This window comes from Chryseobacterium hilariae, assembly GCF_051400735.1.
GTDB lineage: Bacteria > Bacteroidota > Bacteroidia > Flavobacteriales > Weeksellaceae > Chryseobacterium.
Genome location: NZ_JBLFFJ010000001.1, coordinates 316,413 through 333,724, shown reverse-complemented (window position 1 = coordinate 333,724; position 17,312 = coordinate 316,413). Strand labels below are relative to the sequence as shown.

The 17,312-nt window shown below is 36.4% G+C and carries 21 protein-coding genes; 10 read left to right on the top strand and 11 right to left on the bottom strand.

Features of this window, described 5'->3' with window-relative positions; all coding sequences use genetic code 11:
* Positions 1-8: 8 nt before the first annotated feature.
* From atpH to ACMGDK_RS01550, 5 genes are all read right to left on the bottom strand, one after another.
* On the bottom strand, positions 9-542 hold the full coding sequence (gene atpH / locus ACMGDK_RS01570) for an ATP synthase F1 subunit delta (protein WP_436806306.1): 534 nt from the start codon (positions 540-542) through the stop codon (positions 9-11).
* A 2-nt stretch (positions 543-544) separates the two neighbouring features.
* Positions 545-1,042, bottom strand: a complete 498-nt coding sequence (locus ACMGDK_RS01565; RefSeq protein ID WP_034725377.1) for a F0F1 ATP synthase subunit B — start codon at positions 1,040-1,042, stop codon at positions 545-547.
* 86 nt (positions 1,043-1,128) lie between these two features.
* Positions 1,129-1,323 carry an ATP synthase F0 subunit C gene (atpE, locus tag ACMGDK_RS01560; protein ID WP_002979108.1) on the bottom strand — a complete coding sequence of 65 codons (195 nt, stop codon included), beginning with the start codon at positions 1,321-1,323 and terminating at the stop codon, positions 1,129-1,131.
* A gap of 47 nt (positions 1,324-1,370) precedes the next feature.
* The gene (gene atpB, locus ACMGDK_RS01555; RefSeq protein WP_436806305.1) at positions 1,371-2,468 is read right to left on the bottom strand and encodes a F0F1 ATP synthase subunit A; all 1,098 of its coding nucleotides are present in this window, start codon (positions 2,466-2,468) and stop codon (positions 1,371-1,373) included.
* A 59-nt stretch (positions 2,469-2,527) separates the two neighbouring features.
* Positions 2,528-2,899, bottom strand: a complete 372-nt coding sequence (locus ACMGDK_RS01550; RefSeq protein WP_034725372.1) for a hypothetical protein — start codon at positions 2,897-2,899, stop codon at positions 2,528-2,530.
* Between the two features lie 168 nt (positions 2,900-3,067).
* Here ACMGDK_RS01550 and ffh point away from each other — a divergent pair, with 168 nt between their 5' ends.
* Positions 3,068-4,429: a signal recognition particle protein gene (gene ffh / locus ACMGDK_RS01545; protein ID WP_436806304.1), complete on the top strand. Its 1,362-nt coding sequence runs from the start codon at positions 3,068-3,070 to the stop codon at positions 4,427-4,429.
* 58 nt (positions 4,430-4,487) lie between these two features.
* Here ffh and ACMGDK_RS01540 read toward each other — a convergent pair whose 3' ends face one another.
* The 5 genes from ACMGDK_RS01540 to ACMGDK_RS01520 all read right to left on the bottom strand — a co-directional run bounded on the left by ACMGDK_RS01540 (position 4,488) and on the right by ACMGDK_RS01520 (position 8,722).
* Positions 4,488-5,144 carry a porin family protein gene (locus ACMGDK_RS01540; protein WP_436806303.1) on the bottom strand — a complete coding sequence of 219 codons (657 nt, stop codon included), beginning with the start codon at positions 5,142-5,144 and terminating at the stop codon, positions 4,488-4,490.
* An 85-nt stretch (positions 5,145-5,229) separates the two neighbouring features.
* On the bottom strand, positions 5,230-5,892 hold the full coding sequence (locus ACMGDK_RS01535; protein ID WP_436806302.1) for an outer membrane beta-barrel protein: 663 nt from the start codon (positions 5,890-5,892) through the stop codon (positions 5,230-5,232).
* Positions 5,893-6,316: 424 nt separating this feature from the next.
* The gene (locus tag ACMGDK_RS01530; RefSeq protein WP_436806301.1) at positions 6,317-6,814 is read right to left on the bottom strand and encodes a hypothetical protein; all 498 of its coding nucleotides are present in this window, start codon (positions 6,812-6,814) and stop codon (positions 6,317-6,319) included.
* A 142-nt stretch (positions 6,815-6,956) separates the two neighbouring features.
* Entirely contained in the window at positions 6,957-7,619 is a 663-nt protein-coding gene (locus ACMGDK_RS01525) for a porin family protein (RefSeq protein WP_436806300.1), read from the bottom strand.
* A 146-nt stretch (positions 7,620-7,765) separates the two neighbouring features.
* A complete protein-coding gene (locus ACMGDK_RS01520; protein ID WP_436806299.1) occupies positions 7,766-8,722 on the bottom strand; it encodes a PhoH family protein in 957 nt (318 codons plus the stop codon).
* A gap of 138 nt (positions 8,723-8,860) precedes the next feature.
* Between ACMGDK_RS01520 and ACMGDK_RS01515 the strand changes: the two genes are divergently transcribed.
* From ACMGDK_RS01515 to rplI, 7 genes are all read left to right on the top strand, one after another.
* On the top strand, positions 8,861-9,688 hold the full coding sequence (locus tag ACMGDK_RS01515) for an SAM hydrolase/SAM-dependent halogenase family protein (protein ID WP_436806298.1): 828 nt from the start codon (positions 8,861-8,863) through the stop codon (positions 9,686-9,688).
* A 63-nt stretch (positions 9,689-9,751) separates the two neighbouring features.
* Complete coding sequence (locus ACMGDK_RS01510; RefSeq protein WP_436806297.1) at positions 9,752-11,068, top strand: dihydrolipoamide acetyltransferase family protein; 1,317 nt, start codon at positions 9,752-9,754, stop codon at positions 11,066-11,068.
* Positions 11,069-11,452: 384 nt separating this feature from the next.
* Positions 11,453-11,806: a hypothetical protein gene (locus ACMGDK_RS01505; RefSeq protein ID WP_436806296.1), complete on the top strand. Its 354-nt coding sequence runs from the start codon at positions 11,453-11,455 to the stop codon at positions 11,804-11,806.
* A 150-nt stretch (positions 11,807-11,956) separates the two neighbouring features.
* Positions 11,957-13,309, top strand: coding sequence for a chloride channel protein (locus tag ACMGDK_RS01500; protein ID WP_436806295.1), 1,353 nt, complete (start codon positions 11,957-11,959; stop codon positions 13,307-13,309).
* A gap of 233 nt (positions 13,310-13,542) precedes the next feature.
* Positions 13,543-13,884, top strand: coding sequence for a 30S ribosomal protein S6 (gene rpsF / locus ACMGDK_RS01495; RefSeq protein ID WP_034706729.1), 342 nt, complete (start codon positions 13,543-13,545; stop codon positions 13,882-13,884).
* A 31-nt stretch (positions 13,885-13,915) separates the two neighbouring features.
* Positions 13,916-14,218 (top strand): 30S ribosomal protein S18, encoded by a 303-nt coding sequence (gene rpsR, locus ACMGDK_RS01490; protein WP_034706728.1) that lies wholly within the window; start codon positions 13,916-13,918, stop codon positions 14,216-14,218.
* Between the two features lie 169 nt (positions 14,219-14,387).
* The gene (gene rplI, locus ACMGDK_RS01485) at positions 14,388-14,906 is read left to right on the top strand and encodes a 50S ribosomal protein L9 (RefSeq protein WP_436806294.1); all 519 of its coding nucleotides are present in this window, start codon (positions 14,388-14,390) and stop codon (positions 14,904-14,906) included.
* A gap of 124 nt (positions 14,907-15,030) precedes the next feature.
* Here rplI and ACMGDK_RS01480 read toward each other — a convergent pair whose 3' ends face one another.
* Positions 15,031-15,897, bottom strand: a complete 867-nt coding sequence (locus tag ACMGDK_RS01480; RefSeq protein WP_436806293.1) for a helix-turn-helix domain-containing protein — start codon at positions 15,895-15,897, stop codon at positions 15,031-15,033.
* An 80-nt stretch (positions 15,898-15,977) separates the two neighbouring features.
* Between ACMGDK_RS01480 and ACMGDK_RS01475 the strand changes: the two genes are divergently transcribed.
* A complete protein-coding gene (locus ACMGDK_RS01475; RefSeq protein WP_436806292.1) occupies positions 15,978-16,391 on the top strand; it encodes a hypothetical protein in 414 nt (137 codons plus the stop codon).
* Positions 16,328-17,308, top strand: a complete 981-nt coding sequence (locus tag ACMGDK_RS01470; RefSeq protein ID WP_436806291.1) for a TolC family protein — start codon at positions 16,328-16,330, stop codon at positions 17,306-17,308. The genes ACMGDK_RS01475 and ACMGDK_RS01470 overlap by 64 nt, the downstream gene beginning before the upstream one ends.
* The last annotated feature ends 4 nt before the right edge of the window (positions 17,309-17,312 follow it).

Here is a 17,312-nt window from a genome sequence, read left to right as displayed (position 1 = left end):
TCTTTAATTTAATTGAAAATCTTTTTAACCTGATTAAGTTTTGTCTTTACAGACGCGTCTACCTGCTGATCACCTACTCTTAAAATATAGCCGCCTAAAATATCAGGCTTTACATTTAAGTTAAGATCAAAATTTGACCCTTCTCTTACAAGACTGGTAGATCTTAGGATCTGATCAAGGTTCTCTTTAGAAAGCTGAGTGGCTGTAGTAAGAGTTATTCTCTGTACACCGTTGATATCCTCTACTTTGTTGATGAACTCCTGAGCGATATTTTTCAGTTGGTTCTCACGTCCGTGCTTGATCACTAATCTGATCAGGTTCTGCGAAGAAACCGAAAAATCTTTAAAGATCTGGTCTGCTACCTCTATTTTCTTTTTTGCATCAATGTAAGGTGTAAGGAAGAATTTATTCAAGTCTGCAGATTGAGACATGATCTTCTTTACATCTTTCATTTCAGAAAATACAGCAGCTGTCTGGCCTGTTTCATTGGTGAAATCAAGCAGTCCCTGTGCGTATCTTTTAGCTACTTTAGATGTAAGCATTCTTAGTTAAGGTTAGATTTGTTTAAATAATTTTGAACTAATTCGTTTTGAGCTTCGTTGTTATCCAACTTCTGCTTAAGGATAGATTCAGCAATGTTTACAGATAAAGCACCGATTTGAGTTTTGATGTCTGCCATAGCAGCATTTTTCTCAGTCTGGATAGTCTGTTTAGCTGCTTCAATCATTTTATCTCCTTCATTTTTAGCAGCATCTTTAGCCTCACCTACGATTCTATCTTTAATTTCTCTGGCTTCTTTAAGGATAGCATCTCTTTCGATTTTAGCTTCACGAATAATTCTTTCGTTATCTTCTTTTAAAGTCTCCATCTCTTTTCTTGCTAATTTAGCTTGATTAAGAGCATCAACAATAGAAGTTTCTCTGTCATTGATTGATTTTAAAATAGGTTTCCAAGCAAATTTGCCTAACAAAAATAATAATGCTAGAAAAATAACAGACTGGATAATAAATAATCCTGATGAAAACTGGTGAATTAATTCCATTATATAAATGTATAAATAATTATTACTTTTTTTCTTAAATAACCATTACCTGTAACCAACCGTTACGGGTAATGGTTTAATTTTAATTAGTTTACTGCGAATAGAGCAGCAAACGCAACACCTTCAACAAGTGCAGCAGCGATAAGCATAGCTGTTTGGATTTTTCCAGATTGCTCAGGTTGTCTAGCGATAGCTTCAAGAGCAGCAGCTCCGATTTTACCAAGACCGATACCTACACCTAGTACTACGATACCAGCACCTACAATTTTAGGGATTTCCATAATATATAATTTTAAAAAATTTGTTTTACTTTAATTTACAATTTCAATTAGTGAGCAGCATGGTGTTCATGCTCATGCTCTTGTACTGCCATTCCGATAAACAAAGCTGATAACATTGTGAAGATATAAGCCTGTAAGAATGCTACCAATACTTCCAATAAGTAAATCACTAATGTTAAGAATGGGAATGCAACACCTGCTGCAAAGTTCTTAAACACATAGATCAATCCAATTAAGCTCATTACTACGATGTGTCCTGCAGTCATGTTAGCAAAAAGACGAATCATCAATGCGAAAGGCTTAGTAATTGTTCCTAATAATTCGATTGGCAACATGATCAGTTTCATTGGTACAGGAACGCCCGGCATCCAGAAGATATGCTTCCAGTAATCTTTGTTAGCAGAGAACGTAGTGATTAAATAAGTAAGGATCGCAAGGAAGAATGTCATGGTAATATTACCTGTAACATTAATTCCGAAAGGCATCAATCCTAATACGTTAAGGAACAATATAAAGAAGAATACAGTTAATAAATACCCCATAAATCTTTTGTATTTATGCCCGATGTTTGGGATCGCTACTTCATCTCTTACGAAAATAATCAAAGGCTCTAAGAATCTTGCAGCTCCCGTAGGCACAGCAGACTTCTTGTAAGATTTAGCCATTCCTCCAAACAATACCAGCATAAAGATTGATACCAATAAAATGATAAGCACACTCTTTGTAATAGAAAGATCCAAAGGCTTCTCATTCGTAGGATGACCATCTTCACCCAGTGTTAAAGTTCCCGCTGCATCTGTTTTATAAATTTTCTCGTGGTGCAGTTTATAATAAGAACCGTCTACTTCAGTCGGCTCACCGTGCATGAAGCCTTCTTTGTTGCTCATAAAGCTATGGAATCCGTTATCATAAAAAATAACAGGAAGAGGAAAACCGATATGGTGACCTTCTTTGTCTACCATCAATGTAAAATCGTGAGCATCCAACAAGTGATGATCGATGAACTCCTTGTTTTCTTTACTTGTTTTGTCTTTCTCCGAAAGCTCTTGAGCAGGAGCCGCCTCAGCAGTAGCCTCACCGTGCTGTGCAGACACTAAGTTTAATACAAAAATACTGTAGAATAAAACTGCGAATTTCTTAAACATTGATAGGTTTTTTTCGTTGTGCAAAAATATAATATTTTTTCTAGTTTCAATAAATAATTTTACTGTTTTTTGTCATGATTAATCAGCTTAATTGCATAGTATGTAAGCAGCGTTGTCAGGACGAAATATGGAATAATAAAATGAAATTTATAGCCCGGAATCACTTCAAAGTTCAATTTTTTCCTGATTAAGTACATTAAACCGAATTTTAAAAGGATCAGCCCAATCACAGACAGTCCTAAAAATTCAGGCACTACCCTATTAATTAAAACAATCATTGTAATCATCAGCATGAACATGACACTTAAAAAAAGATAAAACTTAACAATAATAATCTCATCTAAGTGAAAAACAAATTTCCAGAGGGAAAAATGAATCAGAAATGTTAAAAAGAATAATACCGTAACCAGGATATTAGGATTTAATTTCATTGTAAATACTATGGTTTATTTTAAGTGATCACAAAAATAGACTTTTTCTATCGAATTTCACATGAATTGATTTTATCATTTTTTCTATATATATAATATTACGTATCCTAAGACTTTGGATATGCCTAAAAATTCCTTATTTTTGCAAACCTATAATTTACAATACATATGTTTAATAGTTTACAGGATAAATTAGACAAGGCTCTACATAATATTTCCGGACGCGGGAAAATCACAGAAATCAACGTGGCGGAAACCGTAAAGGAAATCCGTAGAGCGCTGGTAGATGCCGATGTTAACTATAAAGTTGCAAAAGATCTTACCAAAAGAGTTCAGGATAAAGCTTTAGGACAGAACGTTCTTACTTCCCTTACGCCGGGACAGCTGATGACGAAGATCGTTCATGACGAATTAGTGGATCTGATGGGAGGTTCTCAGGAAGGAATCAATCTTTCAGGAAAGCCAACCGTAATCCTTATTGCAGGTCTTCAGGGTTCGGGTAAGACTACTTTCTCCGGAAAACTTGCCAATTATTTAAAAACAAAAAGAACTAAAAAACCTTTATTGGTTGCTTGTGACGTTTACCGTCCTGCAGCAATCGACCAGCTTAAAGTATTGGGTGGTCAGATCGGGGTTCCTGTATTTACAGAAGAAGGTTCTACCAATCCCTCTACCATTGCTGAAAATGCGATTAATTTCGCAAAAGCAAACGGTCATGATGTAGTAATCGTCGATACAGCAGGACGTCTTGCTATTGATGAGCATATGATGAACGAGATCAAATCCGTACATTATTTCATCAAGCCTCAGGAAACCTTATTCGTAGTAGATTCCATGACAGGTCAGGATGCTGTAAATACAGCTAAAGCATTCAACGATGCGCTGAACTTTGACGGTGTAGTTCTTACCAAATTAGACGGTGATACGAGAGGTGGTGCTGCTTTAACGATCCGTTCTGTAGTGGAAAAACCAATCAAATTCATCTCTACCGGTGAGAAAATGGAAGCTTTAGACCTCTTCTACCCGGAAAGGATGGCAGACAGAATCCTGGGAATGGGAGACGTTGTTTCCTTAGTGGAAAGAGCTCAGGAGCAATTTGATGAGGAAGAAGCTAAGAAACTTCACAAAAAGATTGCTAAAAACGAGTTCGGATTTGATGATTTCCTTAAGCAGATCAACCAGATCAAGAAGATGGGTAATATGAAAGACCTTATGGGAATGATTCCAGGGGTTGGAAAAGCGATCAAAGATGTTGAGATCAGCGATGATGCCTTCAAACATATTGAAGCGATTATTTACTCTATGACGCCGGACGAAAGAAGAAGACCATCTATTATCAATACTCAGAGAAAACAGAGAATTGCAAAAGGTGCCGGAAGAAAAATTGAAGATGTGAATCAACTGATGAAGCAGTTCGAGCAGATGGGGAAAATGATGAAGATGATGCAGGGACCTCAGGGAAAACAGATGATGCAGATGATGAGCAAAATGCCGAATATGCCGGGCATGGGCGGAATGATGGGGAAATAACTCAGATTAAAACAATAAGACATAAAAAAACTCTCAGAAATTCTGAGAGTTTTTGTTTTTATTTGAATTTGTATCCCAATCCTAACTGGAAGAAATTCATTTTCATTTTTTCGTCATTTACGGGATCCTTGATCATATTAGTCAACCCGAAACTATAGCGTGCATCTACAAACAATCCTTTGTATACATTATAATCAGCACCAAAGAAAAGTCCGAAATCTGTAGATTTAAGATTGTCGTTAAAAGCTTTTTCAAGGTACTCTTCCCCGGCATTAATTCCCTGTGGATTAGATGCAGTCCCACTTACTTCAATTTTTGCTGTTGTGCTGGCCTTAAAACTTACGTATGGGCCCGCGTAGATTCCTAACTCCGGAGTTGCATAATATCTTGCAGATACAGGAATTACAATTCTGTTAAAATTTAATTTTTCAGTCACTGTAATACCACCGGGCAATGATACTTTTGCTTTTCCTCCTAAATTGGCATATTCTACTTCTCCCTGAACAGCAAATTTATCATTAAGTTTGTGCTCAACCAAAGCACCGACATAGAATCCTGATTTTGATTTCAAGCTGCCTTCAATTCCACCAAATTCAATATCATTCTCGTTAGAATTCAATTTCGATAAAGCATAACCGGCTTTTACTCCGAATTGTGTCTGTGCATTCATTCCTGCACAAAAAGCAAGAGCTGATGCGAATAAGATTTTTCTCATGATTATTATATTTTTAAAAAGTTTTTAAAGATAAAAAAAGCCCTAAAACAAATTAGGGCTTCTATTTTTACAAATGCTTTGTTAATTACTTAGCAAATACATATTTAACTCCGAAAGTTACAGCTGATAAATTCAAACCGAACTTGTAGTTGTTTACGCTCTTAGCACCATCAACGTCAAATTTAGAAGTGTTGTATCCAAATTCACCGATAGTAGCTTCAATAGACCAGTTCTTGTTTAAGAAATAATCTAAACCTGGTTTAATGTTAACACCAACTGAAGTGTAATTAGCTTTTGTAGAAGTAGATGCAGTAGTTGTAGTACCTCCAGCATTACTTGTTGAGTTTAATTCAACTTTTTCATTACCAAATTCCATTGGAACCTCTAATTGACCAAAGATATATAATTTGTCAGCTAAAGTCCAGTATTTTCTTACGAAAGGAGCTACAACAAATGCAGATTGAGTTCCGATTCTTTCAGTAACAACAGTAGTGTTTCCTAAAGTTGCAGTTGTAGTTGCAGTCGTTTTATCATTCTTGTAACCAACTCCTAAACCTACAGCTAAGTTTGTTCCTACAAAATAACCTGCAGTAGGGATAATTTTGAAACTTTCTACTTTTCTATCAGTATTGTTGTTTTCTTCCTGAGAATAACCAACTTGTCCTGAAATATATGCAGTTCCTTTTGCAATCTGTGCATTAGATAAACCGAAAAGTGCAACAGCACCCGCTAATAATAATTTTTTCATTTTAAAAAATTTTAATACTTTCTGAGAGCAAATTTACAGTGGCTTCCGCTAATATTAAAATTTGTTAACGTGATTAATATCATCGGTAAATATTGGTGTTTTTCGAAAATAAAACTTATTCATTATAAGGTTTTGATTTTTTCACAATATTTAGAATAAAAAAATTGCAATTTTTCAATAACAGCGGAATATATTTACTTTTTAAAATTTATCATTTTCTTATAAATCTTTTAATATTTGAAATTATCATAATAAGCATAGCTATAAAACGTTAATTTTTAAGATATTAGTTTTAAAAGTTAACCTTTATTATAAAACATATCATTTTCAATCATCAGACCATAGTAATATATATAAGATATTAAATAGTATCAAAAAACTCCGACTTAAAAGCCGGAGTCTAATCTATTATTCTTAATATTCTTTATTTAAGGAAGAAGTTGTATCCAATATTAATGGCACCTACATTCCAGTTGGCTGTATACCATCCGTAATCACGCTTGTTGCTGATCGTCTGATATCCTAAATAAAGCTCACCTGTAGACATCTGATATCCAAATTTAGGCTGTGCATAGAATCCACCGTCTACACCATCTTTTGTAGAAATTCCGTATCCAAGATCTAATCCTACAAAGATAGGCGCTCCTGAGAATTTGTATTTTCCGGAAACTGCTACAGGAATAAATCCGAAATCATCAAAATTATCTTTCCCAAAGAAATGAGAATATCCTGTTGTAACCCCAAGGTCAAGCCCTTTTGTAATGTTCCACATATAGGCAGCATCCACTCCTAATGTAAATGAAGAAGCATCGCCTGCATCACCTACCGGAACACCAATGTGACCTCCTAGCTTAAAACCTTCCTGCGCCTGTGCAACACCGCCCAGCAGTGCAAAAGCACCTAGTAAAAATAGTTTTTTCATTTTTTTAAATAGTTTGATTGATGCTGCAAAATTACTAAATATTTTCATTGTTAACATAAAATTAACGATATTCATTCATGATAACAATAAAAAAGCGGAACAAATTCTGTCCCGCTATATGTTTGTATTCAGTTATAAAGAATTAGTTTCCTCCGAATTTGAAACCAACACCTACTTGTAAGAAGCTGTTCGTCATTTTCCCTGCATTATCTTCTTTTACTAGATTGGAAACACCCATATTATATCTTGCGTCAAAGAACAATCCGTTTTCAAGCATGTATTCAGCACCAATGAAAGGAGCAATATTCAGCTTGTTTACTTCATCTTTAATATCAACTTCATCATCGCCTTCAAGCTCCAGACCAGGAATTCCTATTCCGGCGTCAATAACAGTTTTTTGCTTGGCAGAAAGAATGATTCCAAAACTTGCCCCTGCAGAAACTGATAAACCTTCAGTTATGAAATATTTAGCAGAAACAGGAATTAATAAAGTACCGAAAGTAAGTTTTGTTTTTTCTCTGAAATAAACATCATCCTGGCTTGCATTGTAGTCTTCTTTCCCTCCAAGTGGAGAATATAATAGCTCTCCCTGTAAGCCGAATTTATCACTTATTTTATGCTCAACCAAAGCTCCTACATAAAACGTATGACTAGGATCTGTGCTTCTCGCTTCCAAATCATCCATTTGCCCATCAACCTTAATTGTGGACATTGAATAACCAGCTTTAACACCGAATCTCGTTTCTTGAGCGCTTAGATTAGCGCTCACTACAGCCACTGCTGCAATAAGTAAAATTTTTCTCATGATTATTTTTAGTATTCGGTCACAAAACTAAGTTTTTTTTCCAGAACACCAAATAGTGGCTAAAAAATATTGTCACAAACAATCAATGCCAAATATAAAAATCATTAAAATCCTACGTAACAAAAACAGGTTCAAGTAATTTCAAATTAATCTTTCAGTCTTTTGTCTTCTTCGTTGTACGCCAGAATAATCTTTTTTACAACAGGATGTCTTACAACATCTTCTTCAGTAAGGTGTACAAAACCGATTTCTTTAACATCTCTAAGAATTCTCATGGCTTCCTTCAATCCGGACTGTTGCTTCGGCGGCAGATCGATCTGGGTTGGATCTCCGGTAATGATGAACTTAGCATTCATCCCCATTCTTGTCAAGAACATTTTCATTTGGGCATGGGTTGTATTCTGGGCTTCATCCAGGATCACAAAGGCATCATCCAGCGTACGTCCTCTCATAAAGGCCAACGGAGCGACTTCAATGACTTTTTTCTCCATGAAACCTTCCAGTTTTTCATGAGGAATCATATCTCTGAGCGCATCATATAAAGGCTGCAAATACGGATCCAGCTTTTCTTTAAGGTCTCCCGGTAAAAATCCAAGGCTCTCCCCTGCTTCTACGGCAGGCCTCGTAAGGACAATCCTTTTCACTTGCTTATCTCTCAAAGCTCTTGCTGCTAACGCTACACTGGTGTACGTCTTTCCGGTTCCCGCAGGCCCGATAGCAAAAACCATATCTTTTTTCTCGGTTTCTTTTACCAGTTTCTTAAGATTGGTGGTTTTAGCTTTGATGATCTTACCGTTGACTCCCTTTACAATAATATCCTGGTCGAAAATCAGCTGTTTTTCATTCTCGTCCTTGATATTCAGAACATTTTCAACGTCTTTTAAAGCGATAGAATTGTTTTCGGAGATAAATTTCACAATATCATCCAGTTTCTGTCTGAGTATATCTAAAGCCTCCTGATTGCCCATGGCAAAGACAAAATGGTCTCTTCCGGTGATCTTAAGGGTGGGAAAGCTTGATTTTAATAAGTTGAAATATTGGTTATTAACGCCATAGAAGGTCTTTACATCGATGTCTTCCAAATCATATGTTAATTCAAACATGCAGTATTTTATTTTTATTAGATTTTAAAATTAAAGCTTTTTTTCAAATTTATATCAATTCTTTTCTACAATCTTTTGGGGCTTTCTTTTTATTTTAAATAACTTTGCAGTAAACACTATTTATTCTACCAACGATCCATGTCAATTATTACCCTTACTTCGGATTTCGGAAATTTAGATTACAGAGTTGCTGCTGTGAAGGGCAAAATTCTGTCTTTAAATTCTAAGGTTAATATTGTCGATATAACCCACGATATCCAGGCTTTTAACCTTATACAGACATCGTACATCGTACGCAATGCCTATAAATATTTTCCTAAAGGAACCATCCACATTCTTTCTGTAGACAGTTTTTACAACAGATCAAGGAAAAACATTCTTTATAAGGCAGACGGTTCCTACTTTTTAGCCGCAGATAATGGGCTTTTAAGTCTTGTCTTTTTTGATATAAAACCGGAAGCGATATACGAGATCACCCTGAACAACCGCTTTGATGATGTGGTGAACTTCACCTCCACTGATGTTTTTGTGCCTGCAGCAGTACATTTGGCGAACGGCGGACTTCCAGAAGTAATAGGACGGAAAATAGATTCGGCCAAAGAACTCCTTTTCCCGAAACCTGTCTTCAATGAATCTGAAAAAATGATCATTGGTGAAGTTACTTATATTGATAATTTCGGAAATATAATCTCAAATATCAGTAAAGACTTTTTTGAAAGCACCGGTAAAGGAAATGAAAGTTTTACTATAAAATTCAGAAATTTAACACTTTCAAGGGTTTATTCCAGCCATACGGAAGTGGTTTCCGACTGGGAAAGGGAAACAGAATTCCACGGACAGTCGGCCGCGATCTTCAATGACAGTCAGCTTTTGGAGCTTACAATCTATAAAGGAAGTAAAAAAAACGGGGCCAAAAGCCTGTTTGGGCTCAATGTAGGCGAGAATATCTACGTTGAATTTGTCTAAGATTATATATTCCATAAAAAAACCGATTTTTTTTATATATTTGTCAAAATCTAAAAATTAAAAATGGCAGAATACAAATTATTGCTTCCTTCCATGGGAGAAGGTGTTATGGAAGCGACAATTATCACTTGGTTATTCAATGAAGGTGATAATGTAAAAGAGGATGATTCCGTAGTTGAAATTGCAACAGATAAGGTAGATTCAGACGTTCCGACACCGGTTTCGGGGAAAATTGTAAAAATCCTGAAACAGAAGGACGAAGTTGCTAAAGTTGGTGAAGCCATTGCTATTTTAGAAATTGAAGGAGAAGGCGGGAATACAGCTTCAGAAGAAGTAAAAACAGAGGCTCCAGCATCCGCTCCGGATACAGAAACCTTGAAAGCCATTGAAGAGCCATTACAGGCTGCAGCTTCCAATGTAGAATTTTCAGGAGACCTTTACCTGTCACCACTTGTAAAATCAATTGCACAGCAGGAAAACATTTCCGAATCTGAGCTTAAAACGATTAAAGGAAGCGGTTTAGAAGGAAGAATTACAAAAGAAGATATATTAGCATACGTTTCCAACAGAGGAAACCAGCCGGCTCAGCAAACAGTTTCTGCACAAACGGCAGCTCCGGCAGCACCAAAAGTTCCGGCTTCAGCACCGGTTTCTACGGTTCCTGTAGCAGCAGGTGATGAGATCATTCCAATGGACAGAATGAGAAAGATCATTGCTGAAAACATGGTAAAAGCAAAACAGATTGCTCCCCATGTTACTTCTTTCATCGAAACAGATGTTACCAACGTTGTAAAATGGAGAAACAAGCATAAAGATATTTTCGAAAAACGTGAAGGAGAAAAACTGACTTTCATGCCGATTTTCGTGAAAGCTGTAGTGAAGGCTATCCAGGATTTCCCGATGATCAATGTTTCTATCAACGGTGAAAATATCATTAAAAAGAAAAATATCAATATCGGTATGGCTACTGCTCTACCTGACGGAAACCTTATTGTTCCTGTTATTAAAAATGCTGATCAGCTGTCACTTTCAGGTTTAGCAAAAGCGATCAACGATTTGGCATACAGAGCAAGAAACAAAAAATTAAAACCTGAAGATACTCAGGGAGCAACTTATACTATTTCTAATGTTGGAAGTTTTGGAAACCTTATGGGTACACCAATCATTCCTCAGCCTCAGGTTGCTATTTTAGCGATTGGAGCCATCGTTAAGAAGCCTGCAGTTCTTGAAACCAAAGACGGTGATGTGATTGCTATCCGCCAGCTGATGTTCATGTCTCACTCTTACGATCACAGAGTGGTAGACGGATCTTTAGGCGGAATGATGCTGAAACATGTTCATGATTATCTTCAGAACTGGGATCTGAATACAGAAATTTAATACCTGATGACTGATAAGTGACTCTTTATTTCAAAGGTCATGCGGAACTTATCAAACATCTTACCATACAAAACCTTCGATTTTTTCGGAGGTTTTTTTACTATCAAAGATTATCTGTACATTTGAGCCGAAGACGAAATTTAACCATGTAGCAGAATAATCTCGAATAAAAACATCAACCCTATCTCAAAATATGAAAAGAGTAACTTTAATTGCCATCATTTCCTTATGCCTGATCATAGCAACTTATTTCGTCGAAATTATCATCGGCTTTTTCAACGTTGATGATATCATTTACTTATACCGTTTTTGTAGTGTATTGGGTCTGCTGGGTTACATAGGCATCTTACCATTCTTTATTAAGCTATATCAAAAACAGTGATAATGGATCATGAGTTAAAAGAACTTTTTGAGATCAAAGAAGATGATAACAAAGTATTTGTTTCAGAAGAGAAGCCAAATATTGTAAAGCATATTCTTATTCGTCTTGCTATACTGATAGCCGGAACGATTGGTTTTATTGTGGTGGTATTTAATGCCAACGGCTGGGATGTATTAGGTTACCTAATATTTATGTTTGCTTTTCATGCCGTGTGGTTTGTTTGTATTCTTATTGAAGCATTCATTCTGAACATCAACAAAAAATATATTCTCAGGAATACCAATCTGATATGTACTGCTGTTATACTGGTTCTTTATTGTATAGCATATATTGCTATTTTCAATCCACAGTATTAATCATTGCTTTCATCAATACAATATAAAAGCTTCCTTTTTGGAAGCCCTTATATGTATGTATCTCAAATCCGTGGGAACTTTTTTAATAGGATTTTTTAATACCATCTAATTTCCTTATTTTTCGGTTTAATAAAATGTCACAGTCCACAAATGCTGAAAATTTTCTTTCTCCTCCGAAAAGGTCTTAAAAAGTCTTTTGACAATATCCGCAACGAGCAGCTGAAAAACAATCTGCTACAGGCCATTCCTTTCTGGATTGGTTCTGTGATTACAGGCTTTTTTGCGGTGATGTATGCTAAGATATTCGCATGGGGAGAGCATCTGCTGCATTTCATTATGAACTGGCATTCATGGATGATTTTTATTATTGCTCCTATCGGTTTTGTACTTTCTTGGTGGCTGGTAAAAGAATTTGCACCCAATGCCAAAGGCAGCGGTATCCCGCAGGTAATGGCCGCTGTAGAATTGGCCAATCCGAAAGAACATACGAAGATCAGAAGTCTTTTAAGTCTTAAGATCATTGTTTTTAAAATCATTTCATCTGTCGTTCTCGTGATCGGAGGCGGTGCTGTAGGACGTGAAGGACCTACTATCCAGATTGCCGGTTCTGTGTTCAGAAAGGTCAATGAATATCTTCCGCACTGGTGGCCGAAAATCTCAAAGAAGAATATGATCATGACCGGTGCAGCAGCGGGACTTGCAGCCGCATTTAATACGCCTTTGGGAGGAATTGTATTTGCTGTGGAAGAGCTTTCCAAAACACATATCAATTATTTCAAGACCGCTTTATTTACGGCGGTGATCATCGCGGGTTTAACAGCCCAGACTTTAGCCGGCTCCTATTTATATTTAGGTTATCCCAAAACCAACGACGTATCTCTGATGGTCATGTTTCCTATTATTCTTGTCGCAGGAACTGCCGGAATACTTGCCAGCCAGCTTTCCGTAATAATGCTTAAGATGAGTGACTGGAAAAAGAGAAAACTTAAAACGGATAAAGCCAATATTATTTTCCTGGTATTTTGCGCGTTGTTTATTGCTTCCATAGCCTATTTCATCAACCGCGAGATTCTTGGATCGGGAAAAGAAATTATGGAACGTGTTCTTTTTACTAGCGATAAACATGAAGAATGGTACGTCCCGATCTTAAGAATGCTTGGCCCTGCCCTGTCTTTTACATCTGGTGGCGCAGGTGGGATTTTCGCTCCGGCCCTTACCGCGGGTGCCAGTATAGGATCTGTGATCTCCGGGGTCATTCATCTGACGGCCAACGAAACCAATGTGGTGATTCTCGCAGGAATGGTGGCTTTTCTTACCGGAATTACCAGGGCTCCGTTTACTTCAGCTATTATCGTGCTTGAAATGACGGACAGGCATTCTCTGATATTCCATCTGATGCTGGCGGGAATGGTCTCTTCTATCATTTCTATTTTAGTCAGCAGACATTCTCTGTATGATGTGATCAAGGCGAATTTTTTAACAGAAATTAGGGAGAAAGATTAATTGGACTGTTTTATTTGCCTGCTGGCTTTTGATTATTTTGCCCCTAGCCGCTAGTTTTGGGATTAGATAAACTTCAAAAAAGCAGATCATTTTCAGCAGTAAATTTCTTACTATCAATTTTAAATTAAAAACCAGCAATAAGTAACTGTCAACTATTTCACGCAAATATTGCATATTAGAAATATATTTTCTAATTTTGCACCTCGAAATAATTAACAAATTCATTTAACATTATGAACAATTACGAAACTGTTTTCATTTTAACTCCCGTTCTATCTGATGCTCAGGTAGAGGAAGCAGTGAAAAAATTTGAAGATCTTTTAAAAGAAAAGAACTGTGAAATCGTTGCCAAAGAAAACTGGGGATTAAAAAAACTAGCTTATCCAATTCAATTGAAAAAGAATGGATTCTACACTTTAATCGAGTTTAAAGGTGAAGGTACTGTAGTTGCTGATTTAGAATTAGCATTCAAACGTGACGAAAGAGTAATCCGTTACCTGACTACAAAACTTGACAAGCACGCTGTTGAGTACGCTGTAACTAGAAGAACTAAAATCAAAGCGGCTAGAGCTTAATTATTAACCCTATTTTAAAAAAAGACAAGACATGGCAATAGACGAAATGGCTAAACAAGCCTCAGCTGGAGGAGAATCTGAAGTAAAATTCCTTACTCCACTTGATATCAATACAAAATCTGAAAAGAAATATTGTAGATTCAAAAAATACGGAATTAAGCACGTTGATTACAAAGATGCTGATTTCTTATTACAGTTCGTAAACGAGCAAGGTAAAATCTTACCAAGAAGATACACTGGTACTTCTTTAAAATACCAAAGAAAAGTTTCTGCTGCTATCAAAAGAGCAAGACACCTTTCTTTACTACCTTACGTAGCTGACTTATTGAAATAAGACAAAAAATAAATAAGAGAAGAAGCCACCCTCTTCTTTTGTTGCTGAATAAATAATTTAATTCTAACTTGATTTTAGATAAAAGATCTAAGATTTCAGATAAACAGACATCGTCTCCCATCTAATTTCTAATTTCCAGCATCTAAATTCTAAAAAAAGGACAACAACAATGGATATCATTCTAAAAAAAGACGTAGAAAACTTAGGACTTGAGTTTGATACAGTAAGCGTAAAGCCTGGTTATGCAAGAAACTTCTTACTTCCTCAAGGAATTGCACTTTTAGCAACTCCTAAAAACAAAGCAGCTCTTGAAGCTACTTTAGAAGCTAGAAAAGAAGAAGAAGCTAAATTAATCGCTGCTGCTAACGCTGTAGTAGATCAATTAAAGAAAACTTCTGTTACTATTCCTGCAAAAGTAGGTTCTGGCGACAAGTTATTCGGATCTATCAACAATGCAGATCTTTCTGCTGCTCTAGAAAAAGCTGGAGTTTCTGTAGAGAAGAAATACATCAAAATTCCAGGAAACACTATTAAGAGAACTGGTAAAGTTACTGCAAATATCAGACTACACAGAAATGTTGAGTACAATTTTGAATTCGACATCGTATCTGACGCTCCGGTAGAAGCTCCTAAACCAGCTGCTCCTAAAGCTAAAGTAGTAGAAGAAACTCCTTCTGAAGAAGCTTAAGATTCTAAAGAGATTTTCTCAAATATATAAACCACTTCATTTGAAGTGGTTTTTTGTGATATTTTACATCTACTTTCCTGGACTTTAAGTAATTCATTACTTTTCTTAATTACCCGTCTTTACCTTACTTATCTCCTCTCAGTTTCTGCTGATATTCCGTAGGCGGTACCCCAATTACCTTTTTAAAAATATTACTGAATGAAGACAGGCTGTTATAGCCAACCATCATCGCTATTTCGTACATATTGTATTTTCCTTCCAGCATTAATTCCAGAGAACGGGTGATTCTCAGCGCCCGCAGAAAACGGACGTAATTCATGCCTAAAATCTCTTTAAACTTCCGGGAAAGTGTTCTGGTGCTCATTCCGAATTCTTTTGCCGTAGATTCTATGGTAAGAGGCTTTTCGAGATTAGCATGGATGTATTTTGCAATTTTCAGAAGAGTTTCATCTTTTGGAAACGGGTGCTGAACCGGAAAAGCCAGTTTTTTATCTCTTTTTTCGGGAAGAATTCCTTTTAAAGCTTTAAGGAAATAATATTTGGCACCATCATTTTTTGTGATTTTTCCATTCCAGTCTTTGGTATATAAAATCATTTCCCTAAGCAAGTGACTGACTGAATAGATATTAATTTCATCAAAGAAGCCACTTTCATTCTCCTCTTTTTTAAAATAAAAATTGTATAAATCTACTTTTGGGCTGGTTGAGAAAATATAATGCGGCGTTCCTGCCGGAATCCACATAAAACATCTTGCCGGAAGATACCAATGTTTGAGATCCGTAAAAACATGGACGATTCCGCCCTCTGCATATACCAACTGCGCTGAACTGTGATGATGAATATCTGTGGTAACATCTCCGGTGAGCACATTATAAACATAAAATTCTGCATCATCATCTTCCACTGCTTTAAAATGGCTGTCATTCATTGAATAAAGGTAAGAAGAAAATTTCAGATTGGCGTAAATGAGCAAATCTTTTTCTGCTTTCACAAATCAGGTCCGATACTTCGCACCTTAACTTTGCAGCATCAAAATCATTTTAGCAAAAATCCTTTAAATAAATTATGAATATGACATTTAACGCTGGCAGATATCGGCGCATAGCGTTGTGCTTACTGCTGACAGGCAGCTTTTTACACTCACAAATGATCGACTACCAGCATCTGAGTCTTCAGCAGGCTATAGAGACTGGCTTAAAAAACAACAAAAGCCTACAGATAAGCCATTTAAAAAAGGAAATGTCTGTCACCAGGGAAAAAGATCTTGCCATGGAAAAACTTCCGGATATAGAGTTTCACACCAGCTACAACCAGGTAACTAATCTTTTCCAGCATCAAAACGGCTTTTTCAATAAAGCCACAAAATATGATGTTATTAACGGAATGTATGATTTTACCCTTTCGGCTCAATTCCGGTGTATATGGGCGGAAAAATCAGGAATGCAGAGAAAAAAGCATCTATTGATACCGAAATTTCAGCTTTGAGAACCCATCAGGATGAAAGACAGCTTAAAATGGAGATCATTACCGCTTTTCTTCAGATTCATCATTTAAAGGAGCAGCAAAGTCTTATTAATGATAAAATGAAGGAAGACTCTGTCAATATCAAGCAGGTAAAAGCTTTAAAAGCCAATGGAATTGTTACGGTAAATGAAGTTTTGAGGACGTCTTTGCAGCTTTCCAACCACACCATGAGCTGGACAGAACTGGACAATGATATACAAATTGCTGAACACAAACTTAAAACCATTCTTTCTCTTCCGGAAACCCAGGAAATGCATGTAGATACGGAGGATCTTATCTCCGACAGAACTTCTATTCCCTATATTGATGAACTGACGGAAACTGCTTTAAATAAAAACGAATCCGTAGAAATAACCCATAAAAATCTTTCGTTAAAAGAACTGGATCAGAAAATTACAAAGGCGAATTATTTACCCAAAATTACCGCAGGTGGAGAATATTTTATTAAGTATCCCAACATGATGTTTTTCCCTCCTGAACCTTACGCCTACCGTTTGGGAATGCTGGGAGTCAATCTTACATATCCCATCGAAAATCTGTATAAAAACAAATACAAGATGCAGGAGGCCCGGGAAAGTATTGATCTTGCAAAGCTCCAGATTGAAGAGAATGATGAAAAAGTAAGGCATACCGTCTATGAAGCCTACAAAAAATTCGAAGAAACCGATCAGAAAGTGAAGATTGCCGAAGAAGCCATCAGCCAGGCCAAAGAAAACTACCGTATTGTAAAGACAAAATATGCAAATAAATTAAGCCTGATCACAGAGCTCATCGATGCAGATAATGCTTATCTGGAAGCTGAATCTAATCTTATTTCCGTAAAAATTAACCGACAACTAAAATATTACCAACTCCAATACACAATTGGAAACTTATAAAAAC